This is a genomic window from Amorphus suaedae, assembly GCF_053629675.1.
Genome location: NZ_JBRJIT010000001.1, coordinates 2382600 through 2407429, shown reverse-complemented (window position 1 = coordinate 2407429; position 24830 = coordinate 2382600). Strand labels below are relative to the sequence as shown.

Here is a 24830-nt window from a genome sequence, read left to right as displayed (position 1 = left end):
GTCTGAGTGTGGCCGCACCGTGCAGCAGAAGGCGGCGCGGATAAGGCACGGGGTCAATCGGGTTCTGTCGCCGAAGCCGATCGGTGGGCTGTCCTATCGATCGGGCGCCTCCATCCGGCCGGCCGCGCCGCCCTCCAGGATGCGCGCGCGTTCGCCGGCCCGGTCCGGCTGGGCCGGCGGCGTCAGCGCGTCGGACATCCGCTCGGGGGTGACGACGCCCTTCAGCCGGCCCTCCTCGTCGATGACCGCGACCGGGTAGTCGGAGGCGAGGGTGGTCGGCAGCGCGGTCTCCAGCGCGTCCGACTGATGCACCACGGGATACTCCTTGGCGAGCTCGAAGATGGTCCGGGCGCCGTTCGGCTGGTCGATCGCCGCCTCGACGGCGTCCCGGGTGACGACGCCCCGGTAGCTCTCGCCCTCCACCGCGTAGCCGTAGGCCGCGCCCTTCCGGCGCATGTCGGCCAGCGCTCTCTCCAGGTTCTCGTCGGTGATGCGGTGCTGCGGCGGCTTCATCACCACGTCCACCGTCAGCACCCGCGCCCGGTTCACGTCGCGCACGAAGGCGCGCACGTAGTCGTCGGCCGGCTGCAGCAGGATCTCCGGCGGCGTGCCCACCTGCGACAGGCTGCCGTCCTTCAGGATGGCGATGCGGTCGCCGATCCGGAGCGCCTCGTCGAGGTCGTGGGTGATGAAGACGATGGTCTTGTTGAGCTCGGCCTGCAGCGCGATCAGCTGGTCCTGCATCTGGCTGCGGATCAGCGGGTCGAGGGCCGAGAACGCCTCGTCCATCAGCAGTATGTCCGCGTCGGTGGCGAGCGCCCGGGCGAGGCCGACGCGCTGCTGCATCCCGCCCGACAGCTGGCTCGGATACTGCCGCTCGAACCCCGACAGCCCGACCGTCTCGATCCACTGGCGGGCGCGGGCCTCCTGCTCCCTGCGGCCGAGGCCGCGCACCTCCAGCCCGTAGGCGACGTTCTCCAGCACCGTCCGGTGGGGCATCAGGCCGAAGCGCTGGAAGACCATGCTCATCCGCTGGCGGCGGAAGGCGCAGAGGTCGCGCATGGACAGGCCGATGATGTCGGTGCCGTCGACCAGGATCTTGCCGTCGGTCGGGTCGATGAGCCGGTTGAAATGGCGGATCAGCGTCGACTTGCCCGACCCGGACAGCCCCATGACCACGAAGATCTCGCCGGGCTCGATGGACAGCGAGATGTCGTCCAGGCCGAGGGTGTGGCCGGTCTGGGCCAGGAGCTCCTCCTTGCCCATGCCGTCCTTCACCCGGGCGAGCGCCGCCTTCGGGTTCGGTCCAAAGATCTTGGTGATGTGCTGGACGTCGATCAGCGCCATCTGGTTCCCTGCTGCTCCTGTGACCGCGGCCCGGACGGCGCGGTCAGGAATTGGCGACGTTGCGGTAGGCCTGGGCCCGCGCGCCGATCGACTGGCTGATGCGGTCGAAGACCACGGCGAGGATCACGATGGCAATGCCGCCGACCAGCCCCTGGCCGGAATCGTTGCGTTGCAGCCCGAGGAGCACCGTCTCGCCGACGCCGCGCGCGCCGATCATCGAGGCGATCACCACCATGGCAAGCGCCATCATCGTGGTCTGGTTGATGCCCTGCATGATGGACGGCAAGGCGAGCGGGATCTGCACGCCCTTCAGCAGCTGCCAGCGGGTGGCGCCGAAGGCGCGGCTGGCTTCGATCACCTCGGTGTCCACCAGCCGGATGCCGAGGTCCGTCAGGCGGATCAGCGGCGGCGTGGCGTAGATCACCGTCGCCAGGATCGCCGGAACCTTGCCGAGCCCGAACAGCATCGCCGCCGGGATCAGGTAGACGAAGCTCGGGATCGTCTGCATCAGGTCGAGGAGCGGATTGAGGACGGCGCGGACGGCGTTGGAGCGCGCCGACACCACGCCCAGCGGCACGCCGATGACGATCGCCAGGCCGACCGACACCAGCATGATGGCGACCGTCTGCATCGCCTGTTCCCACAGCCCCAGCGTGCCGATGAACCACATGGCGGCCATCATCGCCACCGACAGCAGGATCCGCCGGCTGGCCGCAAAGGCGATCAGCCCGACCGCGAGGATGACCAGCCACGCCGGTGCCCCGCGCAACGCCTGCTCCAGCGCGACGAGCACCGTCAGCAGCCCGTCCGAGATGCCCTCGAAGAAGTTGCCGTAGTTGACCACCAGGTATTTGACGAAGGCGTTGGTGGCGTCGCGGATGGAGCGCCCGACCGTCTCGCCGAGAAAGAAGCTTTCCTGGTTCATGCCTGCCTGTGTCCGTCCGATCCGGCACCCCGCCGCGCGTGACGGCTCAGCTGTTTCCGAGCGCGGCCTTGACGGTGTCGGCCACTTCCGCCGGGACCCACGGCGACCAGACGTCGGGGTTCTCCTTCAGGAAGTGGACGGCGGCCTCGTCGGCGGTCGCGTTGTTGTCCTGCATGTAGGCAAGCGCCTTGGAGACCATGGCGTTGGTGGTCTCGTAGCGAGACAGGAACTCGATGATGCCCGGCGCCGTCTCCGCGAAGCCGGTGTTGACCGCCTTGTAGACGGCGACCAGCGGATAGGCGGTCGCCTGCGTCACGTCGGCCGGGTTGGGCGCCTCCAGGAGCTTCGTCCAGATCGCCTCGTCGTAGGCAGGCTCCTCCAGCTCGACGATCTGGTCGCCCACCTTGCCCAGCAGCCAGGTGGGTCCCCAGTAGTAGAACACGATCGGCTTCTTGTTCTGGATGTCGGTCTCGATGGTCGACGCCAGCGCCGCCCCGGTGCCCGGGCGGTAGTTGGTGTAGCTGTCGGTGAGGCCGTAGGCGAACAGCTTCTTGGTGTTGATGACCTCGCATCCCCAGCCGAGTATGCAGTTGTAGAAACGGCCCTTACCGGGGGCGTCGGGGTCGGCGAACAGGTCCTTGTAGCGCGGCAGGTCGGCGACCGACTTCAGGCCCTTGGCCGGCGCGTCGTCGCCCTCCACCAGATATTTCGGCACGAACCAGGCCTGGGTGGCGTCGGGGAAGTTGACGCCGAGCGAGCGCACGGCGCCCCGGCCGACGGCCTGCTTCCACGCCTCCTCCACGTTGGAGCTCCACATCTCCATGGTCACGTCGATCTGGCCCCGCGCCATGCGGCTGAGCAGCGGGATCGTCGACCCTTCCACGTAGCTGGTCTGGCAGCCGTAGCCCTTCTCCAGGATGAAGCTCGCCACGGCGTTGTGGAAGGCGCTGGAATCCCAGTCGAGCGCGGCCATGACGATCGGTCGGTCCACCTCGCAGACGGGCACGGCCCGGATCACGTTCGCAATGGTGTCCTGGGCCGCGCCCGGCGCGGTGAACGTCGCGAGCCCGAGCGGCACGGCGGACAGCGCAACCGCCAGCGCGCGCTTCAGCGCGGCGGACGTCGTGCGCCAGCCTCGGTCGTCGGACGGCAATCCGGGGGGCATGGGCATCCCTGTGTTGTTGTCGGCCGGTGCCTTCTCGCGGGGCACCGCGGCCATCCTGCCCGAAAACGCGCGGATGACAAACCTGAGCGGCCCGGCGCGGAGGTCACGATGTCGCGCGTCCGGCCCGCCGTCGGCGAGCCCTGGCGCGGTTCCGCGGTCTCCGTCCGGTCGATGCCGGCACCGGCGGTGCCGCCGTCGACCGGGGAGGGCCGCGCCTCAGAGCGCGGCCTTCACCTTCTCCGCCACCGACGCCGGCACCCACTTGGTCCAGACGTCCTCGTGGGCCTTCAGGAACGACTTCGCCGCGAGGTCGGCGTCACCGCCGTTCGCCTCCATGTCGGCCAGCGCCTTGCTGGTGAGGTCGCTGGAGGTCGTGTAGGCCTTCAGGAAGGCGGTAAGGTTCGGCGCGCTGTCGGCGAATGCCTTGTTGGCGCCAATGATGACCTTGCTGACCGGATAGGCGGTGGCCGACTGCGGGTCGTCGCTCGCCATCATCTGGTCCCAGATCTCGCGGTTGAAGGCGGGCTCCTCGAGCTGCACGAAATCGTGCTGGCCCATCAGCGCGGTCGGCGCCCAGTAATAGAACAGGATCGGCTTCTCGCGCAGGTAGGCGGAGTTCACCGCCGCCGCCAGCGCCGCCCCGGTGCCCGGGCGGAAGTTGGTGTAGGAGGCGCCGAGACCGTAGGCGGCGAGCTTCTTGGAGTTGACGATCTCGCACTGCCAGCCGGCCGGGCAGTTGTAGAAGCGCCCTTTGCTGGGCTCCTCCGGATCGGTGAACATCTCGGCGTATTCCGGCAGGTCGGCGACCTGCTTCAGGCTCGGCGCGGGGGCGCCGTCTCCCTCGACCATGTAGGACGGCACGAACCAGCCCTCGACCGCGTCCGGGAAGGTGGTGCCGAGCGCCACCACCTGGCCGGCCTTCTCCGCGTCGACCCAGGCCTGCGCCGGGTTGGCGGTCCAGATCTCCATGATCACGTCGAGATCGCCGCGCGCCACGCCGTTGATCAGCGGGATCGTCGAGCCCGGCAGGTCGTCGACGGCGCAGCCGTAGCCGTTCTTGGCGATGAACTTCGCCACCGCGGTGTGGAACGCGCCGGATTCGTAGTCGAAGCCGGCGAACATCACCGGCCGGTCGACGTCGCAGGTGTCCTCGGCGGCGTTGGCGGTCGTGGCGGAGACGGCGGCAAGGGCGATCGCCGCAGCGATCGCGGACGCGGAGACGGCAGAAGCCATGATTCGAATTCCTGTCGTACTGGCGGGTCGGGAAAGCTGCTGCGTGCAACCCGTGAAGGCAGGCGCGGCGAAACGCCTGCGACAAAATCAGATGCAGACACTACCGGACCCGACCGTCCAGGCAAGACGCGATCGCCCGGAACAGAATGCCCCATCCCGGGTTGGGGGAGGTGCGGGCTACCTGGGCGTGATGAAACATTGAAGGGTAATGAGATGAAGATCCAAGCTTCGCTGGCCATTTTGGGCCTCCTCGGCGCGCCGCTGGCGGCTGCCGCCGCTCCCTCCGGCCTGACCGATGAATGCAAGGAGCTCTACGAGGCCTATCAGACGGCCGAAACGCCCAAGGCCTTCGCCACCGGCCCGGACGGGGCGTGCGGCTGGGCGTGGGAGGAGGGCATGGCCCTCGACTTCGTCCGGCAGAAGGCCGTTTCCGAGTGCCAGGAGCACACGGCGGGGCAATGCCTGGTGGTCGAGCAGGTGGTCCAGTAGACCCCGCCGATCGACGGCGGAATGCGCCCAGGGCCGGGGTCCGGCCCTGGGCGGTCTGATGGTTCGTCGGTCGCGCGGCGTCAGTCGTTCGCCCGACCGGCCTCGATCACGTCGTCGAGGGTGCGCAGCCCGGTGGTCGGTGCGGAGACCAGCACCGCCATGTTGCCGGGCGCGTGCTCGTTCTTCCACATCTTGGTGTGGGCGCGCGGGATCTGTGTCCACGGGAAGACCTCGCTCATGCACGGGTCGACGCGCTGGTTGAGCACGAACCGGTTCGCCTCGGTCGCCTGCTTCAGGTGGGCGAAGTGCGAGCCCTGCACGCGCTTCTGGTGCATCCAGACGTAGCGGGCGTCCATGGTCAGGTTGAAGCCGGTGGTTCCGGCGCAGAAGACGATCATGCCGCCGCGCCGCGCCACGAAGGTGGAGATCGGGAAGGTCGCCTCGCCCGGGTGCTCGAACACGATGTCGACGTTCTTGCCCTTGCCGGTGATGTCCCAGATCGCTTTGCCGAAGCGCCGCGCCTCCTTGGCCCACGTGTCGTATTCGGGGCTGTTCACCTTCGGCAGCTGGCCCCAGCAGTCGAATTCCTTGCGGTTGATGACGCCACGCGCGCCAAGCGACAGCACGAAGTCGCGCTTGGTCTCGTCGGAAATGACGCCGATGGCATTGGCCCCCGACGCCGCGCACAGCTGGATCCCGAACACGCCGAGCCCGCCGGAGGCGCCCCAGACGAGCACGTTGTCGCCGGGCTTCAGCGTGTGCGGCGGGTGGCCGTAGAGCATGCGGTAGGCGGTGGCGAGCGTCAGCGTGTAGCAGGCCGACTCCTCCCAGGTGAGGTGCTTCGGCCGCTCCATCAGCTGGCGGGCCTGGACGCGGGCGAACTGGGCGAAGCCGCCGTCCGGCGTCTCGTAGCCCCAGATGCGCTGGGAGGGCGAGAACATCGGGTCGCCGCCGTTGCACTCCTCGTCGTCGCCGTCGTCCTGGTTGCAATGGACCACAACCTCGTCGCCCACCTTCCAGCGGTTCACCTTCGAGCCGACGGCCCAGACGATGCCGACAGCGTCGGATCCGGCGATGTGGTAGGGCTGCTTGTGGCCGTCGAACGGCGAGATCGGCTCGCCCAGCGCGGCCCAGATCCCGTTGTAGTTGACCCCCGCGGCCATCACCAGGATCAGCACCTCCTGGCTGTCGATGGTCCAGGTGGGCACCACCTCGACCTGCATCGAGGTCTCCGGCGGTCCATGGCGATCCCTGCGGATCGCCCAGGCGTACATTTTCTCCGGGACATGTCCGAGTGGCGGGATTTCCCCGATCTCGTAGAGGTCCTTGTGGGCATTCGCCGGAGCGATCGACATCGTTTCCTCCCCAGTCGACGACATTGCTTTTATATTGCAGCGCAACATCCGCATGTCCAGCGGGCGCCGTGGTGTTGCCCGAGACTGGCATGCCGGAGGAGGGAGCGCAAAGGCCGACGCGGCGACCGTCTCGCGCCGAGCGTGTTGCCCGCCGGGCGAGTTGTGACTGGATTTATTGCGCTGCACGCTGTCATTGTGCGTACGAAACGGACATGGGAGGCGATGGCGATGACGGGCGGGACCCACGACGGCGCATCCAGGGACAAGCCCTGGATCTTCCGCACCTATGCGGGGCATTCCTCGGCGACGGCGTCGAACGCGCTCTACCGGTCGAACCTCGCCAAGGGCCAGACCGGGCTGTCGGTCGCCTTCGACCTGCCAACCCAGACGGGCTACGATCCGGACCATGCGCTGGCGAAGGGCGAGGTCGGCAAGGTGGGCGTGTCGGTCGCCCACATCGGCGACATGCGGGCGCTGTTCGCCGACATCCCGCTCGACCGCATGAACACCTCGATGACCATCAACGCCACCGCGGCGTGGCTGCTGGCGCTCTACGTCGCGGTCGCCGACGAGACCGGCGCGCCGCGCGCCAGCCTCACCGGCACCACCCAGAACGACATCATCAAGGAATACCTGTCGCGCGGCACCTACGTGTTCCCGCCGGCGCCGTCGATGCGGCTGATCACCGACGTGATCGCCTGGACGGGCCGCGAGACGCCGAAGTTCAACCCCATCAACGTCTGCTCCTACCACCTGCAGGAGGCCGGCGCGACGCCGACCCAGGAGCTCGCCTTTGCGCTCGCCACCGCCATCGCCGTCCTCGATGCGGCCAAGGCCTCCGGCGCCATCCCGGAAGCCGAGTTTCCCCAGGCGGTGGGCCGCATCTCGTTCTTCGTCAACGCCGGCCTGCGCTTCGTCACCGAGCTCTGCAAGATGCGCGCGTTCGTGGAGCTGTGGGACGAGATCTGCGAGACGCGCTACGGCGTCGATGACCCGAAGTACCGTCGCTTCCGCTACGGCGTGCAGGTCAATTCGCTGGGCCTGACGGAGAGCCAGCCGGAAAACAACGTCTACCGCATCCTCATCGAGATGCTGGCCGTCACCCTGTCGAAGACGGCGCGGGCCCGCGCGGTCCAGCTGCCGGCGTGGAACGAGGCGCTCGGCCTGCCGCGGCCGTTCGACCAGCAGTGGAGCCTGCGTGCCCAGCAGATCCTCGCTTTCGAGACGGACCTCCTGGAATACGGCGACCTGTTCGACGGCTCGGTGGCGGTGGAAGCCCGGGTGGCGGAGCTGAAGGTGGCGGCCAAGGACGAGCTCGCCCGCATCGACGCCATGGGCGGCGCCGTCGCCGCCATCGAGTCCAGCTACATGAAGCAGCAGCTGGTGGAGGCGAACGGCCGCCGGCTGGCGGCGATCGAGAGCGGCGCGCAGGTCGTCGTCGGCGTCAACGCCTACACGGAGTCAGAGCCCTCGCCGCTCGCCACCGGGGCGGGCGCCGTGATGACGGTACCGGAAACCGTCGAGGCGGAGGCGGTGGAGCGCCTTGAGGCGTGGCGCGCCGCGCGCGATGCCGACGCCGCCGCGGCGGCGCTGGCCGACCTCGAGGCCGCCGCCCGCGACGGCCGCAACCTGATGGAGCCGTCGATCGTCTGCGCCAGGGCGGGGGTGACCACCGGCGAATGGGGCACCACGCTGCGCCGGGTGTTCGGCGAGTTCCGCGCGCCGACGGGCGTCGGCCAGGCCATGCGCACCAGCTCCGAAGAGCTCGCCGCCATTCGCGACGAGGTCGACGCGGTGTCGGAGCGGCTCGGCCGGCGGCTGAAGTTCCTGGTCGGCAAGCCCGGCCTCGACGGCCATTCCAACGGCGCCGAGCAGATCGCCATGCGGGCGCGCGACTGCGGCATGGAGGTGGTCTACGAGGGCATCCGCCTGACGCCTGCGGAGATCGTCAATGCGGCGCTGGAAGAGGGCGTGCACGTGGTCGGGCTGTCGGTGCTGTCGGGCTCCCACGTGGCGCTGGTGAGCGAGGTGATGGAGCGCATGCGCCGCGCCGGCCTCGACGACGTGCCGGTGGTCGTCGGCGGCATCATCCCGCCGGAGGACGCCGAAACCCTCAAGGCGCGCGGCGTCGCCGCGGTCTACACGCCAAAGGACTTCCAGCTCTCCGAGATCATGCGCCAGATCGTCGCCATCGTCGCCGCCGGCGAAAGCGCCGCGGCGTGAGGGGGGCGGGGGCAGTAGCCGCCCGCTCATGCGCCCGAAGGTTGCTGACCAAAGAAATATGCTATAAATACGAGTGTTGAGCGCCAGAGCACAACTTTGTGGCGAATAGCGCTCGATGGTTCGATCGCGGGCCTGCCCGCTCTCGGATCTTTATCCCAACGGCCACAGTAAAGGGAGACGAGTGATGCGTTTGCTTTTGATCGCATTCACCGCCGCCGGCATCTTCACGCCGATAGCCGCAGCGCTCGCTGCTACGGTCATCCCATAGCGCCAGAGAAATGGTCCCCGTGGGATTACCAAGAGTCGGGCCCTAGTTCGCAAGGACTGGGGCCCGTTTACTTCGGAATTCGCGGGGTGCGTTTGCAGCCATCATATATAAGATGACTTTGAGAAGATTTTCTTATTCGAGGGGCGCCTAATATGTCGTGACCACGTCAGTTTTCGGATCTCTGGTCGACCACCTTTGTCAATCTCTTGATAAGTCGATCGATCTGCCGGCGCATGGCTTCAGTTCCTGAGGTTCCATCGACTATCTGAGTGTACCAGCTAGGCTCGCCACCGTCCTCGGTCTGGTTGAGGAAATCTTCAGCCTTGATTAGGTGACGTAACGCCTCCTTTTGGATCTGAAGATCGGAGAACGAGGTGTACGTGATTTTGCCACCCCAGAATTCTGACGCGAACAGCAAAACTTTTGCGAACTGAAGCTGGTAGCGGGCCTGCATTTCAAGCCCGCGCTGAAGGTTGCCGAGACCAAGCGTAAAAAGGCAGGACGGAATGTGAGCATTGCGCTTTGCGTAGTTGAAGACGCGGGCGTCCACGGAGTCTTCTGACAGAGCCTCTTCGACATAAAGATCAGTATAGCTAACGTAACTCATCATGAGGCGGGCTACAGCATTGCTCTCATTAGCGAAAGGTTTCTCGACTGCGTCAAGGTCATCCCAGTCGGATTCGAAATTCGGCTTTCGGCTCACAAAATCTTCAAGCGTCTGACAGCCCTTGTCGTCAACCCACAGATCCGGATCACGAAGGATGGCGCCAATTCCCTGTTGTTGAGCGTCGACAAAAAGTTCTTCCATATCAAGCGTAACTTCGCTGAGGAGGTCATGGCGTGCGTTGTGCATGCCCTCCATCGCAAGACTTATGGCGAGGTACTGCTTTGCTCGGATCTGTGCCCAACTTAGCTCGGTGAAGGCGCGATCTCTCTTAAGTAGATTTTTGTACCTTTCCTCAGTCTGATGTATCCACTCTGCAAGAGTACGTATAGAAGCTTCATGAGCACCTGCTGCCCCTAGCGCGAAGCTGACAAGTAGATTTTCGTAAAGTTTTTCAAATATTGGGTTCCTGATTCCCATTATTTCTTCGTCACTCTGTCTACTTGGGAGCCTTATTATGCATTTTTCAGCGAGTTGGTCCGGGATGGTAGCGGTGACTAGCGTGCTGGAATCGCTGAAGTGCTTTGCGAAAGAGTCGACTACGTAATTCCTTATCCATAAGTCCGATTCGGCGGGCATCTCTGTTGCGCCGGACTTCTTAAGAGTGTCGGACCTCAACCGGTGTATCGCTGGTCCGAAATAAGTATGCACCAGTAGCGGATCAAAACTGCCTTTCACGGCGTCGCGCAGGCAAGAAGAAAAGGCGGCCGTTCGAATCAATACACTCGGGGGCGAGGGGATCTGTTTCGGAAAAGTTTCGGATCGGAGTATCGATATATAATACGGATCTGAGATCGCATTATTCTCAAGAATCGGAATTGCAAATCCGGAGTAAAAATTCGCCCTTCCGAGTGCCGATGCCTGTTGTGCGGTCTCGTCTGACCCGTTCTTTCCTGGCCCAACGATAGCGCCTGCATCGTTTTCTGATTCCTGCCTCTGGGTGGGGGAGAAGGACAACTGAAGCGGCGCGGAGTTGATGGAAGTGATCCGCCCGAGGAGGGCGTCCACCGACGGGGCGAACAGCGTGACGATGAGCAGTGTCAGGAGTACAAGCCCCCAGCGGCCATGTGCCTTGCTGGTCTCTGGCCGTGACAGGAGCTCCGGTTTCATCAGAAACGAACTCCAATATCCGAACAGGTAGCCGAACACGGCGCCTACGATCGAACAATAGGCTATCGGCGTACTCATGAACCGGTACGCATGCCACACGTGGGTGCCGAGTTCGGTGTGTATCTCCGAGACGAAAATCATCAGGACTGCGGCGAGTGCCAGACCCGAGCCAATGGCAACCATGCCGACTAAGTTCGGACGAGCTGAAGATCGGCCGAGGACCCGGGATGTCTTGTCTCGCGTGAGATAGTAAGAGGCGAAGCCGAGCAGCGCCGCGAGCGAGAACGCGAGAACACTCATGGATGCCATTGGACGCCTCCAAATCTGAGGCAGACCAGCCGCCTGGACTGATCTGCCAGATAGCACGTATAGCGTGCTACTAATATCAAACAAACGCAATGCGTGTGTTTGCGGCCAATGATTGAGAGCTCTAGTGCCCGTCGTCCCACTTTTGGAAGAGGACCTCCCGCGACCTGACATGCGAACGCCGCCGGAGCGGGCTCCGGCGGCGTTGGGAATTCAGTCGGGATGGGTCAGGAGAGGGGGCCTCTCCGCCCCCGTCCTCAGTGCACGGTCACCATGTGCAGCTGGTTCTCGTAGGCGTTGGCGATCACCGCTTCGCGGGAATCGGCCAGCATGATCGGCGTGCCGTCGGCCGACAGCAGCGCCCAGAGCTTGTGCTCGGCCGAGAGCTGCGGCGCGTCGGGGAAGAGGCTCTGTACCTCGCTGCCGTTGAGCGGGCGCATGTAGGCGACCTGACCGCCGCCGAGCTGGGCGAGCGCCTGCTGGGAAATCACCGGCTTGGCTCCGCCGGTGTCGTCGATGGATCGGTTCATGACCTTACTCCTTACTGTCCACGCCGCCCGTCGCGATGACCGGGTCGGCGATGCCCCCATGATCGGCGGGCGGCTCCGTCTGTCGCGTGGCCGGACGGGACGTCCGGTCGCTCGGCATGCGGATCGGGTGGATCTCCGGGACGCGCGGCGCGTCGGCGCGGGAGATCGAAATCTGGCCTGGGCGTTCCCCGGTGGCGTGATCGGCGGCGGCCGTCGGGAAGGCGAAAGCGAAGGCTCGGCGCGGTTCCACGGGCTCCGCCTCGGGCGGAACGCCGTGCGTGCGGGGCGTTGCAAGGGCGCGCGCGGACCTCGGTGGTCCGGTCCTGCGCCGCGCTCCGTCCGGCCGCTGCCGGATCGCGCCCATCAGGGCTGCGAAGCGTTTCCCGTGTCCGGAATGGCCTCAGTCGTGGGCCGTGATGTCGATCCGCCGCACGATGCGCTCCTGCTCGGGGCGGACGAGGTCGATCGACAGCAGTCCGTCCTTCAGCTCGGCGCTGCGGATCTCGATCCCTTCGGCCAGCACGAAGGTGCGCTGGAACTGCCGGGCCGCGATGCCGCGGTGGAGAAACTGGCGACCGGTGTCGTCGTCGGTCTGGCGACCCCGGATGACCAGCTGATTCTCCTCCAGTGTGACATCCAGCTGCGCGCGCGTGAAGCCTGCGACCGCAAGCGTGATCCTCAGGATGTCGCCGCGGTCGGTTCCCGCGGCCAGGCGCTCGATATTGTAGGGAGGATAGCCGTCGTTCGCGGCCTTCGACACCCGATCGAGCACCCGCTCGATATCGTCGAACCCGAGGAGAAACGGACTCGAAAACGTCGTGAGACGTGACATGCACCAACAGTCCTTGTCCAAAGCGACCAAGCGGTGCCGGACCCGAAGCATGGCATCCGGCAGTCCGGGGCAGTGCCCGATCTGAAATATGGGGAAATTCGGGCGCCGTTCAAGCGCCGAACGGCGGGCGCCGGCGGTGGGCCGGTCAGCCGGCGTCGCGGCCGCGCGGCGCGGGAGGCGGCGACAGGAGGTCGGGCCGGCGGGCGCGTGTCAGCGCCTCGGCCTGCTGGCGGCGCCAGGCGGCGACCTTGCCGTGATCGCCCGACAGCAGCACCGGCGGGATCGGGCGCCCCTCCCATTCGGCCGGCCGGGTGTACTGGGGATATTCCAGGAGCCCGTTCTCGAAGCTCTCCTCGCTGGCCGAGGCGGCGGCCCCCATCACGCCGGGCAGCAGCCGCACGACGGCGTCCAGCAGCGTCATCGCCGCCACCTCGCCGCCGGAGAGCACGTAGTCGCCGACCGAGACTTCCGTCAGGCCGCGCGCCTCGATGACGCGCTCGTCGACGCCCTCGAAGCGGCCGCACAGGATCATCAGCCCGGGGCCGGCGGCGAAGCGCTTCACGTCGTCCTGGGTGAGCGGCTTGCCGCGCGGGCTCATCAGCAGGCGCGGCCGGTCGGGGGCCGCAGCACTCGCCGCGTCGATGGCGCGGGCGATGACGTCGGCGCGCATCACCATGCCGGGGCCGCCGCCGGCCGGCGTGTCGTCAACCGTCCGGTGCCGGTCGGTGGCGGAGGCGCGGATGTCGACGGCGTCCAGCGACCAGACGCCCTCGCCGAGCGCGCGGCCGGCGAGCGAGTGGCCGAGCGGGCCGGGAAACATGTCGGGATAGAGCGTGAGGACCGTGGCGTGAAAGCTCACGACCGCTCTCCGTCGGCCCCGTCCGGCGCGTCTTCGTCCGGCGCGTCGCCGCCCTTGTCGTCTCCGCCCAGCAGGCCGGGTGGAATGGCGACCACCAGGCGTCCGCCGGCGATGTCGACCTGCGGCACGCAGGCCTCGGTGAACGGCAGGAAGAAGCTCGCGGCGTCGGGACGGTCGATCTCGACCAGATCGCCGGCGCCGAAATCCTGGATGGTCTTCACCCGGCCGATCGGCTGGCCGTCGGTGTCCACCACGTCGAGGCCGAGAAGGTCGACGTGGTAGAAGGTGTCGTCCTCGTCGATCGCCGGCAGGCGATCACGCGGCAGCCACAGCGTCTCGCCGCGCAGGGTCTCGACCGCGGTGCGGTCGGGGACGCCCTCGAAGCGCGCGACGATCTTGCCGCCCGCGGTCTCCAGGCCGGTCACCTTCAAGGTGCGTCCGTCGGAGAGCACGAGCGGCCCGCAGTCGGTCAGCGATGCCGGATCCTCGGCAAACAGACGCAGCTTCGCCGCCCCGCGCACCCCGTGGGCCGCGCCGATCTCGGCGAGCACCACGTGGGCGGCGGGATCGGCCGCGGGTCCGGTCGGAACCGGCGCCCGCGGCGCGCGCGTCTTTCTGGGTCGGTCCGCCATCGCTCGGGCGCTCCGCGCCGAAGCTGCGGCTTACTCGGCCGCGGCTTCCTCGGTCGCGGGAGCGGCATCCTCGACCGGCTCCGGAGCCGGCGCAGCGGCGGCCTCGGCGGCGGCGGCGGCGGCCTTCTCGCGGGATTCGGCGCGCTCCTGGGCCTTCTTGCCCGGCTCGCCCTTCTTCAGGTTCTCGCGCGCCTTGCGCGGCATCAGGCCGGCGGCGTCGAGGAAGCGGTGGACGCGGTCGGTCGGCTGGGCGCCGGCTGCGAGCCAGTGCTTCACGCGCTCTTCGACGAGGGTGAAGCGCTCCGGATGGTCCTTCGCCAGCAGCGGGTTGAACGTGCCCACCTTCTCGATGAAGCGGCCGTCGCGCGGGGCGCGGGCGTCGGCGACGACGATGCGGTAGTACGGGCGCTTCTTGGCGCCGGAGCGGGTGAGGCGGATCTTCAGGGACATGCTATTTCCTTTTGTTGATCTTCAGATGTTCGGTTGATGGGTCGTGGTTGGTGAAAGGGGGAGCGCCGTCAGCGCTTCTTGAGCTTGAACTTCGGCTGGCCGCCACCGCCGCCGGGAAGCCCCGGCAGGCCGGGGAAACCGCCGCCGGGCGCGCCGGGGAAGCCGCCGGGCAGCTTCGGCATTCCGGGGGGCAGGCCGCCGCCGGGCATGCCGCCCTGCTTGGCGAGCTTCTCCAGCTCTGCCGGACCCATCTGGGGGCCGCCACCGCCGCCGCCCATCATGCCGGAGAACAGGCCCTTCTTCTTGCCGACGGTCTTCATCATGTCGGCCATCTGGCGGTGCATCTTGAGGAGCTTGTTGACCTCCTCGACGCGGGTGCCCGATCCGGCGGCGATGCGCTTCTTGCGGCTCGCCTTCAGGAGTTCCGGCTTGCGGCGCTCGGTCCGGGTCATCGAATTGATGATCGCGACCTGGCGGCCGATGACCTTGTCGTTGATGCCGGAGGCTTCCATCTGCTTGCGGGCCTTGCCCACGCCCGGCATCATTCCCATCAGGCCGGAAAGGCCGCCGAGCTTCTCCATCTGCAGGAGCTGGCCGCGCAGGTCGTCCAGGTCGAAGCTGCCCTTCTGCAGCTTCTTGGCCATCGCCTCGGCCTGCTCCTGGTCGATGGAGGCCGAGGCCTTTTCCACCAGGCTGACGATGTCGCCCATGCCCAGGATGCGGTCGGCGATGCGCTTGGGGTGGAAGTCCTCCAGCGCGTCGGCGCGCTCGCCCACGCCGATCAGCTTGATGGGCTTGCCGGTGACGGCGCGCATGGAGAGCGCCGCGCCGCCGCGCCCGTCGCCGTCGACGCGGGTGAGCACGATGCCGGTCACGCCGACGCGTTCGTCGAACGAGCGGGCGACCTTCACCGCGTCCTGACCGGTCAGCGAATCCACCACGAGCAGGATCTCGTGGGGCTTCGCCACCCGCTTGACCTCGGCCATCTCGTGCATGAGCGTCTCGTCGACGTGCAGCCGGCCGGCGGTGTCGAGCAGCACGATGTCGTAGCCGCCCAGCCGGGCGGCGGTCAGCGCGCGCTCGGCGATCTGCGGCGGCGACTGGCCGGGCACGATCTTCAGCGTCTCGATGCCGTTTTCCTCGCCGAGGATCTTCAGCTGCTCCATCGCCGCGGGACGCCGCGTGTCGAGGGAGGCCATCAGCACCTTGCGCTTGTCGCGCGTCGTCATCCGGCGGGCGATCTTCGCCGTTGTGGTCGTCTTGCCCGAGCCCTGCAGGCCGACCATCATGATGGCCACCGGCGGCGGGGCGTTCAGGTCGATCGGCACGGCCTCCTCGCCCAGCGTGGCGACGAGCTCGTCGTGGACGATCTTGACGACCATCTGGCCCGGCGTCACCGAGCGGACGATCTCCGCGCCCACCGCCTTCTCGCGGATGCGGTCGACGAACGGCCGCACGACTTCCAGCGCGACGTCGGCTTCCAGGAGGGCGCGCCGGATTTCACGCAGCGCGGCGTCGACGTCCTCGGCCGACAGCGCGCCGCGCCGGGTCAGACGGTCGAATATGCCACTCAGGCGGTCGCTCAGACTATCGAACATCGATCCTCGCATTCCTCTCCACAGACCGACCGAACAACCAACGCGAAACGCACCCGCGGGCGAACATCGCTGGCGGGTGGTGGCCTCCGGGATCGGGTCCCGGTCGGCGAGTCTCGCTGATCGCTCAGGATCGGTGGACCCCGCTACCTAGTCTTTCCGCGGCGCGCGGTCAATATTGGTGGTGCGATCGCGCGCCGGGCCGCCGGTCGGGCGACATCGTTCCGGCTTGTCAGGTGTGCGTGCGCCTGCAATCAGTCAACGCGTCACCCTCGAACCGTCGCGAAAGGAACCGCCATGCCCGCCGAGCTGTCGCTCTCGCCCGAGACTGTGCGTCTGATGGTCGACAAGGCCCGGACGGTGGCCGCCGAGATGACCGACACCTTCGAGGACGGCGGCGAGCACGACACCGAGTTCGATCCGGACATGCTGACGCGCAGCCATGCCCACGACGGCCTCGACGAGGAAGAGGAAGCCAACCTCACCGAGGAAGAGCTGAAGGAGCTCATCGACGACCTCAACGTCGACGAGGCGGCCGATCTTGTGGCGATCACCTGGGTCGGCCGCGGCGACTTCGAGGCTGCGGAGTTCGACCAGGCCCGGGCCGACGCGCTGGAGCGCGACGCCCGCAAGACCTCGACCTACCTGATGGCCATGCCGCTGCTGGCCGACTACCTCGAAGCCGGCCTCGACGCGCTGGAGCTCTGAGCAAGAGCGGAGAAGCGGGAACCGGCCTTCCGTCAGCGATCGCGGGCTGAGAAAGAGGGTTCTGCCGCTCGGTCGCGCGCGCCGTCGGTCCGCGCCCTAGTCCGCGACGAGGGCGTTGCACTCGACCTCGATGGCCGCGTTCATCGGGATTTCCGGCACGATGATCGTCGACCGGGTCGGCGGCGCTTCGGGGAAGACGTCACGGAAGACGGCGTTCATCGCCGGGAAATCGTTGATATCCGACAGCAGCACCATGCACTTGAAGGTCCGGTCGAGCGACGTGCCGGCGCCCTCCAGCATGGTCTTCACGTGCGCGAAGGCCTGGCGGGTCTCCGGCGTGATGCCGCCGGGCACGAGTTCCTTTCCGCCCTCCGCGGTGCCGAGCACCCCGCCGACATAGACGACATCCCCCGCGCGGACCGCGCCGGAATAGGGAAGACCCTCGACGGCCGTCGAGGGGTAGGCCTTCAGTTCCGGGGCGGCGGCGTTCGCCGTGCCGAGGCCGATGGCGAGCGCAATGGCTGCGGCTGAGAAAGTCCGGATCGATCGCGTCATGAGAGTGTCCTTTCGTGATGGCGGCCCGGCCCATCCGGGCTCGCCGCGGGTGGGTGGTGGGAAGGCCCGGACGCGCGTCGGCGCCGCCAGAAGGGCCGGTCGTGAAAGCGCGCCTCGCGTGCGTACACGGCCGCGCGCTCGCGGCTGAACCGCTCGACCCCCGTCCGGATCCGCGCTGCATAGCTCTCCGGCGCGGAGAGATCGCCGTCGAGGGCGGCCGCCGCCGCTGCCGCGCCGTGGATGCCGGTCCAGAGTGCCGTCGTCATGCCGTGCGCGGAGAGCGGATCGAAGGCCGCCGCCGCATCGCCGACGGCAAGCCAGCCGGGCCCGGAGGCCGCGTCCAGCCATGCGGTGCCGGCCGTTGCCAGGCGCGGCGCCTCGGCGAGCGCGTATCCGGCGGTCTCGAGCCACTGCGAGATGTAGGTCGTCCGGTCCGCCAGCTCGCGCCAGCGCGCGGGATCGCCGCGGAGCCCGCGCGGCATCAGGTCGGGGTCGGAATAGAACTGCACGACGAGCCGGCGGTCGGCCAGCAGCGTGGCGTACCACCAGCCGTCGTCCACGGCCTCGATCAGCGTCGCCGGTGTCGGGTCGATGCCGGCGTCCCGCTGCCGCAGCACGGTGCAGGCGGCCACCAGCCGGTCGACGCGTCGCACCCCGCTGTTGCGGCGGCCGATCGCGGCGCGGCGGCCCGTGGCGTCGATCAGGAACCGGGACGGAATCTCGTGACCCCCGTCGGTTGAAAGCGTCCACCCGGTGCCGGTCCGCCGAGCGTCGACGAGCGAGGCCTCGACGAGCCGGATCTTGCCGCCGCGGGTGAGCTCGAACAGGTCCGCCTCGAACCGGCTCCGGTCGAGGACCATGCCGAGGCCCCCGGGCTGGGCGGCGGCGTGCCGCTCGACGAGCGCCGCGCTCCCCCATGACGTGAAGCTGACGGTTGCCTGCCGGTGCGCCGGGTCGGCGAGGATGTGGTCCGCCGCAAGGTCGGCCAGAAGCGGCAGGGCCGCCGCGGCGAGGCTTTCGCCCGGCTTCTCCGCCGGCCGCTCCGCGACGATCCAGACGACGGGAACGTCGCGCCGGCTCAGGGACAGGCAGGCCGCGCAGCCCGCTATTCCGCCTCCGACGACCGCGACAGCAGGGACTGGGTCTCCATCGCCTGGCATCAGCCTACGGCAGCTGTCCGTCTTCGGGCGTCCAGTCGAAGCGCGCCTCCATGGGGCCCCGCCCGACCTCGACGTAGAGCTTCGCCGGAATGGCCTTCGGATGATCGGGATCGCTGGGGCCCGGCCGCTCCACGACGAAGCCCATCCGTTGCCAGAGGTGGATCATGTTGCGGATGCCGTCCCAGTAGCTGGCGTTGGCGTGGTAGCCGATCCCCGGCACCCCGCGCGCCCACCAGACGCGGTTCTGGAAGAACTTCGTCCGCTCCTCCGGCGTCAGGTCGGTTCGCATGAGCTGGTTGTAGAAGTCCTCCGGCAGCACGTCGACCGGCAGCAGCGCCGGCCACCAGACCGGAACGGGGAAGTCGTCCTGCAGGGCGACGCGCTGGCAGCTGAATGCGTCCGGCTGCCAGGGCAGGCCCATCCAGCGGGTCAGGTCGCCGGCCATCTGCGGCCCGATGGGCGGATTGTCGCCGCTGGTCGCCTTCGCGAAATCGAGGATCCGGCCGACATTCTGCACCAGCGAGGGCCTGTCGCCCCGCGCGATCCGGAACAGCTCCGCCTCGGCGTCGTCGTGGCGGGCGTAAAGCGCCGGCAGCCGCAGATAGTAGGAGAGTTCGACGCCGGGATGGAACGCGCCGCCGGAGCAGGGCTCCAGCGCGGCCCGGGTCAGCGCATGCGGGCGCTGCTCCACCGGCAGCTGGTCGATGCTGTCGACCGCATCCAGCGTGCCGTCGGTGAAGTCGTTCTCGAAATCGCCCTCCGCCCAGCGCCGCAGACGCTCGTACTGCAGCTTGGGGAACTGGAACCATTGCAGCGGGCTGCCGTCGTGGTCGACGCCGTCGCCCGGCATCATCGGCATCTTCAGATGCTCGTCCTTGAAGGCGTTGGGACCCAGATTGTACGGGTTGCGGAAACTCTCGAAGACCTTCTGCCGGAAGGGCCTGTTGGCCTCGCTCGGATCGGCGAGCTGGGCGAGGTAGGCCTCGCTGGAGAAGTCGCCGATGTCCAGCCAGCCCTGGCGCATGTTGGCCGCCGCGGAGACCCACTCCATCAGCGCCAGCCGGTAGAACGTCGGATAGACGTGCTGGCGGAAGGAGAGCGGCGAGGCGGGCGCCTCGCTCCATTTCTGCTCCCAGTTCATGCTCTCGATGACGTCGTAGAGCGTCGAGATCGCCGGGATTTCGGGCGCGAAATCGGGGCCGACGCAGGCGACCCAGGCGCCGTCGGCCTCCAGCACCTGCCCGTCGGCGAGCGTCACCGTGGCGTCGACCGGGCCGTCGCACCAGTCGTCGTACCAGCCGTCGTTGTCGGCGAAGTTGGTGATGGGCGCGCCGCGCGGCGCGGCCGCGACACCGTCCGCCGGCACCACGAGAAGCCGCCCGTCCTCGTCCGTGCGCACCTGCCCGAGACCGACGTCGACGGCGTTCCAGAACCGGCCCTTCATGGCATAGTCGGGAAGGTCGCCGTCCCAGTTGACCTTCGCGCCGCCGATGGCGACCGGCCCCGGATCCACCACCAGCATCGCCTCGCGCTGAGCCGTGGTGGTGAAATACTGGTTGCGCATCCGGGTCGGCATGCCCGGTCCATGCGCGTCGTTGTCGTGCGGATTGACGAAGCCGTACCAGGCCGCCTTGGTGTTGGCGACGTGCACGCGCCAGTCGATTTTCGCATCGGCCGAGGTCAGTTCCCTGACCACGCGCCCCTGGTCGTCGAAGCCGTAGATCCGGAAGCGCTGGACCTGCTTCTTGATGAGGGAGCGGCCGTCCTTGTAGCCGCCTTCGGGGCGCGACGGCACGCCGGGGATCTCCGGGGCGTAGAACCATTTCTGGCTGCCGCCGACCCGGCAGATCCCAAGCGCCGGATAGATCCCGACACGGGCGATCTTCGCATCGGCGGGGGCGGCCTCGGTGCGGGCGGTCGCGGCGACCGCCACCTTCGGCAGGAAGGGCAGCCCCGCCGTCGCCAGTCCTCCCACCGCGCCAACACCTGCCAGGAAATCGCGTCGTCGCATATCGGCCATTAAGCTTGCACCTTGGCACTAAGTTTTTGATGAAGCGCTGCAAATCCGAAGATCCGGCGGCAATGTGGCAGATCCGGTCGTTGCGGGTCAAGGCGCCGGCCGTGTCGACGCCACGCAGGAAAATCCGGTCAGACTTCAAACGTCTGAGAGACGTGGCCGGCTGGATTTGCGGTCACTTTCGAAGACCCGGGCCGCGCGGGCATCGGCAAGTATCTTGCCCGGGGCCGGCATGGATATTCGGTTGCAGGTTTCTCGCCGCTCACGCAGGTTGGCTTGGCTCACGCGAGTTCGCTGCGCTCACCGCTCCGCGATGGCGGCCTCCGGCCGGCGCGCGGTCGCGCGCTGGGGGGCGGTCCGGTTGGTCTGAGGGAGTGTCCCGCAGAGCCCACCCCAACCTCCGCTCATTCCAGCGAAGGCGAATCCAGGGCGTCAGGCCGCAGCCTTTGCCAGGGTGTTTCTGTTGTCGCTCACGCCGGTTCGCTGCGCTCACCGGCTCCGCGGGGGCGGCCTGACCGGCCGGCGCGCGGTCGCGCGCTGGGGGATGCGGTCGGCTAGTCTGAAGGGGGTGTCCCGCCGACAGTTCCCTTCGCGCCGCGCATTCCCGCCTTCGCCCTGTGCATGGAGGCGCGGCCCGCCCGCCGCCGGACGGCCAGGGCCAGCAGGTTCACCGTCGCCGCGACCACCAGCGCGCAGAGAGCCGCCTTGGAGATGGTCTCCATCGTCCCCTCGATCAGCAGCGCGTGGGCCACCACGCCGCCGACGATCACCACCGCCAGAGCCACATGGCCGGCCCGCCACCAGCGCGGCCGGATGCGCAGCGGGCGGCGCAGGGCGGCGAGCAGCGCCGTCGCGAACACCGCCCACATGGCGATCACGCCCCAGGCGGAGAACGGCGTCGGCGAGCGGAACAGGAGCGCGTCGACCGCGTCCGGCGGGCTGGTGATCCACAGCCCCGCCACGTGGACCACGAGCACCCCGACGAGGGCGATCCCGACCCAGCGGTGCAGGCGCCTGCGCCCGGCGGGCGACAGCCCCGGCAGGAAGCCGCCGATCGAGAGCGGCTGCAGGAGCAGCAGGCCGAGCGAAACGACCCCGGCGAAGCCGGCCGCGATGTAGACCGGGTCGCGCCAGGCGAGCAGCGGGCTGCGCGCGGCGAGCACGACCGGCACGACGACGGCCGCTCCCACGACGGTCCAGGTCAGGATCGCGCGGGCCTGGCGCATGCGGCGCGACGTCAAGCCGGTCAGGCCGGCTGCAGGACGAAGTGGGCCTCGAGGCTGGTGTCGCTGGAGCTCGCCATCACCGGCCGCAGGAAGACCGTCTCGAACGCGTCGCTGTCATAGGCGAGGTGGGCGTGGGCCTGGCCGAAGGCCGGGACGATCTGCGGCATCTCCAGCCGGAACACGCCGGACTCGTCGGTCAGCGTCGCCCCGTGGCTCTGCGGGTCGCGCTCGTAGCCTTCGGTCGTGTGGGCCCAGACCTGGATGCGCTGGCCGGCCAGCGGCGCCCCGTCGCCGGCGCGGCGCACCGTGCCGGTCATCCAGAAGCCGCCGCCGCCGATCCGCTCCACGATGGGCGCGCCGGGACGGTAGTTGTTGGATCCACCGCGCATCGAGGGCGTCGGCGCGAGGCCGGCGGCGCGGACGCGGGCGGGGAGGAGCAGGCCGGACGCGCCGGTTGCAAGGGCCGCGCCTCCGGCGGCGAGAAGCGCGCGGCGGTCGATCAAGCCGTGTCTCATGTCAGGACCTCCTGATGATCGCACTGTCGGGCGGGCCGGGGTCGTCGAACGGACAACGGCCGCCTTTGACACCGACCTAGGGCGTCTTCTGTCGATTACAAACGGAGGTGGGCATTTGCGCGGCGGCGCACACTCACAGTCGCGTGAGGCGGACGGCAAAGTTACGAAAAGGGCGTGCGGTTTTCCGTCCCCGACTGCGGGTGAGGCCTCGCACGTCCCAACGAGAAAAGCCGGCCATGAAGCCGGCTTTGCCGTCGTCCGGCAGTGCGATCCGTCGGTGATTGGTGTGACACCATTCCGCCTCCGCGTTTTCTCGGCGGCGGGATGGGATGCGCGAAGGTCGGCCGGCCCGTCCCTCGTCGCCTGATGCGGGCTCGTCTTTGATGAGCAGACACCGGAGCTCTCCGAAGACATCTCAGGCAACAGAGTCGGATCTTGTCCGGAATCCCCGGGTATTCTTGTCTCACCGATCCTTTATCTCGCCGTGTTGCCCCTACTTATTTCGAAAATTTGACAGTGATGCTTGATTGCGCGCAATTTTCGCGCATACGAAGCATCTTAATATTGACGGTTAAGGGATTTTATTTGAAAATGGGATCGGGCGTGGCGTTCTGTTCTTTCGGTTTGCTCCTCTGCGGTGATCCCCCCTTGGCATCACCACGTCAGTGCCGAGCACCGGACACCTCGTGTTATGCGCCAGCCATCCGCCCTTGGATTTTCATTTCACGTCAGTGGCAGCTCCAATGGTCGATGATTTTGGATTGGTGCCTCTCGTGCGGGCGCGGGGCTTCGGCCCGCTGCCGATGTTCGTGGAAAGGCGGGCCGGAGAAGCCGCGCTCCTGAATGTGTTTCGAGCGGCACGGCTTCCCCTCGCGCTCGAGACCGAGCCCGACACGCCGGTTCCGGTCACTGCGATGATGGAGCTGTTCGAGCGTGGCGAGCGCGAGGTGGGGAAGCGAACCTTCGGGTTGGAAGTCGGAGAGCGGATGACCCACCTCGGGTACGGGGACTGGATGCGCGTTAGCCTCCAGGCACCGAACCTGGTGGAAGGCCTCGCCCGCCTCTGCGCGACGAGCTGGTCGCATCAGCGCGGGTTCGCGCTGTCATTCGCGCGGTCGGGCCCGGTCTGGATCTGGCGCGCGATGCCGCTGTTCGGCAGCGGGATGCAGACCCAGTTTGTCGATCACCTCATCCCGCCGATGATCCAGTTCGTTCAGCATTATCTGGGCAGGGACTGGCGGCCGGTCTGGGTCGAGGTGACCTATCCGCGCGATCCGGGCGCCTTCGAGGTGGAGGATCGCATCGGCGCCCCCATGCGCTTCGGAAGACGCGGGGTGGCGGTCGCCATCCGGCCGGAAGACGCGCTCCGCGTGTCCCCGGTCGGTCTCGATGCCCGATGGTCCGGTGCCGATGCCTGCTCCGACTTTGTCGGCCTGAAGGACATCCTGTCCGGAATGGCCCCCGACGAGGCGTCGGAATCCGTGCGGTCCGTGTCCGCCGTGGTGGCTCTTCGCCTTCTCGACGGGCACAGCGACATTGAAGGCGCGGCCCGGCTCGCCGGCTTGAGTATTCAGACGTTGCAGCGTCGTCTTCGACAGGAAGGCTATTCCTATCGCCAGATCCTGAACGCGGCGCGGCAGGCGAAGGCGATGGCGCTTCTCCGCGACACGCAGCTCTCCGTTTCGGAGGTCGCCCAGTCGCTCGGCTACGAAGAGCACGCGAGCTTCACCCGCGCCTTCAGCCGCTGGATGGGCATGTCCCCGGTCGACTTCCGCAAAGGCTAGTCGCAACGGTGGCCGCCACCTGCGCCAGCGCGCGACCGCGCGCCGGCCGGTCAGGCCGCCCTCCCGGAGCCGATGCGCGCAGCGCATTCGGCGTGAGGGGAAACAACTCCCCCTCAGAACTTCCGCTGATCGGCGCTCCACGGGCCGGGGCCGGCGAACACGAAGTACAGGAACAGGAAGCAGAACAGGACGGCCGCGTCGCCGCCGTTGGTGGCGGGGAAGGGGTTCTGGGGGGCGTGCACCATCCAGTAGGCGACCGCCATCATGCCCGACGCGACGAAGGCGGCGGGGCGGGTGAACAGGCCGATGGCGATCAGCACGCCGGTGACGATCTCGATGACGCCGCCCACCCAGAACAGCGACAGGAAGGCCGGCGCGTTCTCGGTCGCCGGGATGCCGAACAGCTTCTGGGTGCCGTGCTCCAGGAACAGAAGCCCGGAGACGAGGCGCAGGATGCTCAGCACCCGCGGCGCCATCCACGTCGGAATTCCGAAAGCAGCCATATCGTCGCCCCCCGTTCAGCCCGTTGAAATCGTCTCAGCCACCAAGGGATAGCAAAGACGCAGGCGGCACGGAATGCGGAAAAAGGGGGTGGGGCGGTGGCGTTTTTCGCTCATACCTCCCTTCGTTCGCGGCGCCGTGGGGGGCGGCCGCCGGCCGACGCGCGGTCGCGCGCTGGTGGATGCGGTCCGGCAAGGCGGAGGTTGGCTTGCCGAAGCGTCAACCCAAGCTCCGCTCATTCCCGCGAAAGCGGGAATCCAGGGCTGCCGGCCACAGCCCGTCCCCTTGCGCTCGATGCGCCGTACCCCTCCGACCAGCGGACGACCGTCCGCCGGCCGGAGGCCGCGCCCGCGCGGCCGATGCGCGGAGCGCATTCGGCGC

General features: G+C 67.9%; 22 protein-coding genes. 4 read left to right on the top strand and 18 right to left on the bottom strand.

The features are described 5' to 3' along the window. Window positions 1–93 precede the first annotated feature (93 nt). From AB7M35_RS10780 to AB7M35_RS10765, 4 genes are all read right to left on the bottom strand, one after another. On the bottom strand, window positions 94–1347 hold the full coding sequence (locus tag AB7M35_RS10780) for a quaternary amine ABC transporter ATP-binding protein (RefSeq protein WP_453959609.1): 1254 nt from the start codon (window positions 1345–1347) through the stop codon (window positions 94–96). Between the two features lie 43 nt (window positions 1348–1390). Then, complete coding sequence (locus AB7M35_RS10775; RefSeq protein WP_453959606.1) at window positions 1391–2272, bottom strand: ABC transporter permease; 882 nt, start codon at window positions 2270–2272, stop codon at window positions 1391–1393. A 46-nt stretch (window positions 2273–2318) separates the two neighbouring features. Continuing rightward, the gene (locus AB7M35_RS10770; RefSeq protein ID WP_453959603.1) at window positions 2319–3443 is read right to left on the bottom strand and encodes an ABC transporter substrate-binding protein; all 1125 of its coding nucleotides are present in this window, start codon (window positions 3441–3443) and stop codon (window positions 2319–2321) included. A 210-nt stretch (window positions 3444–3653) separates the two neighbouring features. After that, window positions 3654–4670 carry an ABC transporter substrate-binding protein gene (locus AB7M35_RS10765; RefSeq protein WP_453959601.1) on the bottom strand — a complete coding sequence of 339 codons (1017 nt, stop codon included), beginning with the start codon at window positions 4668–4670 and terminating at the stop codon, window positions 3654–3656. A 213-nt stretch (window positions 4671–4883) separates the two neighbouring features. Here AB7M35_RS10765 and AB7M35_RS10760 point away from each other — a divergent pair, with 213 nt between their 5' ends. Further along, window positions 4884–5159: a hypothetical protein gene (locus AB7M35_RS10760; RefSeq protein WP_453959599.1), complete on the top strand. Its 276-nt coding sequence runs from the start codon at window positions 4884–4886 to the stop codon at window positions 5157–5159. A gap of 80 nt (window positions 5160–5239) precedes the next feature. On the opposite strand, the gene ccrA is transcribed toward AB7M35_RS10760, so the two are convergent. Then, complete coding sequence (ccrA, locus tag AB7M35_RS10755; protein WP_453959597.1) at window positions 5240–6514, bottom strand: crotonyl-CoA carboxylase/reductase; 1275 nt, start codon at window positions 6512–6514, stop codon at window positions 5240–5242. A gap of 228 nt (window positions 6515–6742) precedes the next feature. Here ccrA and AB7M35_RS10750 point away from each other — a divergent pair, with 228 nt between their 5' ends. After that, window positions 6743–8737, top strand: a complete 1995-nt coding sequence (locus AB7M35_RS10750; protein WP_453959595.1) for a methylmalonyl-CoA mutase family protein — start codon at window positions 6743–6745, stop codon at window positions 8735–8737. Window positions 8738–9171: 434 nt separating this feature from the next. Here the strand turns inward: AB7M35_RS10750 and AB7M35_RS10745 are convergent, their stop codons facing one another. From AB7M35_RS10745 to ffh, 7 genes are all read right to left on the bottom strand, one after another. Next, window positions 9172–11088 carry a hypothetical protein gene (locus AB7M35_RS10745; RefSeq protein ID WP_453959593.1) on the bottom strand — a complete coding sequence of 639 codons (1917 nt, stop codon included), beginning with the start codon at window positions 11086–11088 and terminating at the stop codon, window positions 9172–9174. Between the two features lie 254 nt (window positions 11089–11342). Further along, entirely contained in the window at window positions 11343–11615 is a 273-nt protein-coding gene (locus tag AB7M35_RS10740) for a BQ00720 family protein (RefSeq protein ID WP_453959591.1), read from the bottom strand. Window positions 11616–12015: 400 nt separating this feature from the next. Next, the gene (locus AB7M35_RS10735) at window positions 12016–12447 is read right to left on the bottom strand and encodes an Hsp20 family protein (RefSeq protein ID WP_453960701.1); all 432 of its coding nucleotides are present in this window, start codon (window positions 12445–12447) and stop codon (window positions 12016–12018) included. Window positions 12448–12592: 145 nt separating this feature from the next. Continuing rightward, window positions 12593–13306, bottom strand: coding sequence for a tRNA (guanosine(37)-N1)-methyltransferase TrmD (gene trmD / locus AB7M35_RS10730; protein ID WP_453959589.1), 714 nt, complete (start codon window positions 13304–13306; stop codon window positions 12593–12595). Next, a complete protein-coding gene (gene rimM, locus AB7M35_RS10725; RefSeq protein ID WP_453959587.1) occupies window positions 13303–13938 on the bottom strand; it encodes a ribosome maturation factor RimM in 636 nt (211 codons plus the stop codon). The genes trmD and rimM overlap by 4 nt, the downstream gene beginning before the upstream one ends. A gap of 30 nt (window positions 13939–13968) precedes the next feature. Continuing rightward, a complete protein-coding gene (gene rpsP, locus AB7M35_RS10720) occupies window positions 13969–14388 on the bottom strand; it encodes a 30S ribosomal protein S16 (RefSeq protein WP_453959585.1) in 420 nt (139 codons plus the stop codon). A gap of 68 nt (window positions 14389–14456) precedes the next feature. Further along, the gene (ffh, locus tag AB7M35_RS10715; protein WP_453959583.1) at window positions 14457–15986 is read right to left on the bottom strand and encodes a signal recognition particle protein; all 1530 of its coding nucleotides are present in this window, start codon (window positions 15984–15986) and stop codon (window positions 14457–14459) included. Between the two features lie 294 nt (window positions 15987–16280). On the opposite strand from ffh, the gene AB7M35_RS10710 reads away from it, so the two are divergent. Continuing rightward, window positions 16281–16691, top strand: a complete 411-nt coding sequence (locus tag AB7M35_RS10710) for a DUF3775 domain-containing protein (protein ID WP_453959582.1) — start codon at window positions 16281–16283, stop codon at window positions 16689–16691. Window positions 16692–16787: 96 nt separating this feature from the next. Here AB7M35_RS10710 and AB7M35_RS10705 read toward each other — a convergent pair whose 3' ends face one another. The 5 genes from AB7M35_RS10705 to AB7M35_RS10685 form a co-directional block, all read right to left on the bottom strand. Then, on the bottom strand, window positions 16788–17246 hold the full coding sequence (locus AB7M35_RS10705) for a RidA family protein (RefSeq protein ID WP_453959579.1): 459 nt from the start codon (window positions 17244–17246) through the stop codon (window positions 16788–16790). After that, window positions 17243–18406, bottom strand: coding sequence for a glycine oxidase maturase GoxB (gene goxB / locus AB7M35_RS10700; RefSeq protein ID WP_453959576.1), 1164 nt, complete (start codon window positions 18404–18406; stop codon window positions 17243–17245). Before goxB ends, AB7M35_RS10705 begins: the two co-directional genes overlap by 4 nt. Window positions 18407–18410: 4 nt before the next feature. Beyond that, window positions 18411–20426, bottom strand: coding sequence for a CTQ-dependent glycine oxidase GoxA (gene goxA, locus AB7M35_RS10695; protein WP_453959575.1), 2016 nt, complete (start codon window positions 20424–20426; stop codon window positions 18411–18413). A 551-nt stretch (window positions 20427–20977) separates the two neighbouring features. Continuing rightward, window positions 20978–21649, bottom strand: a complete 672-nt coding sequence (locus AB7M35_RS10690; protein WP_453959573.1) for a ferric reductase-like transmembrane domain-containing protein — start codon at window positions 21647–21649, stop codon at window positions 20978–20980. A gap of 20 nt (window positions 21650–21669) precedes the next feature. Beyond that, window positions 21670–22164, bottom strand: a complete 495-nt coding sequence (locus AB7M35_RS10685; protein WP_453959571.1) for a twin-arginine translocation pathway signal — start codon at window positions 22162–22164, stop codon at window positions 21670–21672. Window positions 22165–22874: 710 nt separating this feature from the next. Between AB7M35_RS10685 and AB7M35_RS10680 the strand changes: the two genes are divergently transcribed. After that, window positions 22875–23948: a helix-turn-helix domain-containing protein gene (locus AB7M35_RS10680; RefSeq protein ID WP_453959569.1), complete on the top strand. Its 1074-nt coding sequence runs from the start codon at window positions 22875–22877 to the stop codon at window positions 23946–23948. A gap of 113 nt (window positions 23949–24061) precedes the next feature. Here the strand turns inward: AB7M35_RS10680 and AB7M35_RS10675 are convergent, their stop codons facing one another. Next, window positions 24062–24451: a DoxX family protein gene (locus tag AB7M35_RS10675; protein ID WP_453959568.1), complete on the bottom strand. Its 390-nt coding sequence runs from the start codon at window positions 24449–24451 to the stop codon at window positions 24062–24064. Between the last annotated feature and the right edge of the window lie 379 nt (window positions 24452–24830).

Bases quoted from the DNA above. Each gene is read 5' to 3' on its own strand.
- AB7M35_RS10780 (WP_453959609.1), bottom strand. From the start codon at position 1,347: ATGGCGCTGATCGACGTCCAGCACATCACCAAGATCTTTGGACCGAAC.
- AB7M35_RS10685 (WP_453959571.1), bottom strand. From the start codon at position 22,164: ATGAGACACGGCTTGATCGACCGCCGCGCGCTTCTCGCCGCCGGAGGC.
- goxB (WP_453959576.1), bottom strand. From the start codon at position 18,406: ATGCCAGGCGATGGAGACCCAGTCCCTGCTGTCGCGGTCGTCGGAGGC.
- AB7M35_RS10775 (WP_453959606.1), bottom strand. From the start codon at position 2,272: ATGAACCAGGAAAGCTTCTTTCTCGGCGAGACGGTCGGGCGCTCCATC.
- AB7M35_RS10765 (WP_453959601.1), bottom strand. From the start codon at position 4,670: ATGGCTTCTGCCGTCTCCGCGTCCGCGATCGCTGCGGCGATCGCCCTT.
- AB7M35_RS10770 (WP_453959603.1), bottom strand. From the start codon at position 3,443: ATGCCCATGCCCCCCGGATTGCCGTCCGACGACCGAGGCTGGCGCACG.
- rpsP (WP_453959585.1), bottom strand. From the start codon at position 14,388: ATGTCCCTGAAGATCCGCCTCACCCGCTCCGGCGCCAAGAAGCGCCCG.
- goxA (WP_453959575.1), bottom strand. From the start codon at position 20,426: ATGGCCGATATGCGACGACGCGATTTCCTGGCAGGTGTTGGCGCGGTG.
- AB7M35_RS10705 (WP_453959579.1), bottom strand. From the start codon at position 17,246: ATGACGCGATCGATCCGGACTTTCTCAGCCGCAGCCATTGCGCTCGCC.
- AB7M35_RS10740 (WP_453959591.1), bottom strand. From the start codon at position 11,615: ATGAACCGATCCATCGACGACACCGGCGGAGCCAAGCCGGTGATTTCC.
- rimM (WP_453959587.1), bottom strand. From the start codon at position 13,938: ATGGCGGACCGACCCAGAAAGACGCGCGCGCCGCGGGCGCCGGTTCCG.
- AB7M35_RS10675 (WP_453959568.1), bottom strand. From the start codon at position 24,451: ATGGCTGCTTTCGGAATTCCGACGTGGATGGCGCCGCGGGTGCTGAGC.
- ffh (WP_453959583.1), bottom strand. From the start codon at position 15,986: ATGTTCGATAGTCTGAGCGACCGCCTGAGTGGCATATTCGACCGTCTG.
- AB7M35_RS10760 (WP_453959599.1), top strand. From the start codon at position 4,884: ATGAAGATCCAAGCTTCGCTGGCCATTTTGGGCCTCCTCGGCGCGCCG.
- AB7M35_RS10735 (WP_453960701.1), bottom strand. From the start codon at position 12,447: ATGTCACGTCTCACGACGTTTTCGAGTCCGTTTCTCCTCGGGTTCGAC.
- AB7M35_RS10690 (WP_453959573.1), bottom strand. From the start codon at position 21,649: ATGCGCCAGGCCCGCGCGATCCTGACCTGGACCGTCGTGGGAGCGGCC.
- AB7M35_RS10745 (WP_453959593.1), bottom strand. From the start codon at position 11,088: ATGGCATCCATGAGTGTTCTCGCGTTCTCGCTCGCGGCGCTGCTCGGC.
- AB7M35_RS10710 (WP_453959582.1), top strand. From the start codon at position 16,281: ATGCCCGCCGAGCTGTCGCTCTCGCCCGAGACTGTGCGTCTGATGGTC.
- AB7M35_RS10750 (WP_453959595.1), top strand. From the start codon at position 6,743: ATGACGGGCGGGACCCACGACGGCGCATCCAGGGACAAGCCCTGGATC.
- ccrA (WP_453959597.1), bottom strand. From the start codon at position 6,514: ATGTCGATCGCTCCGGCGAATGCCCACAAGGACCTCTACGAGATCGGG.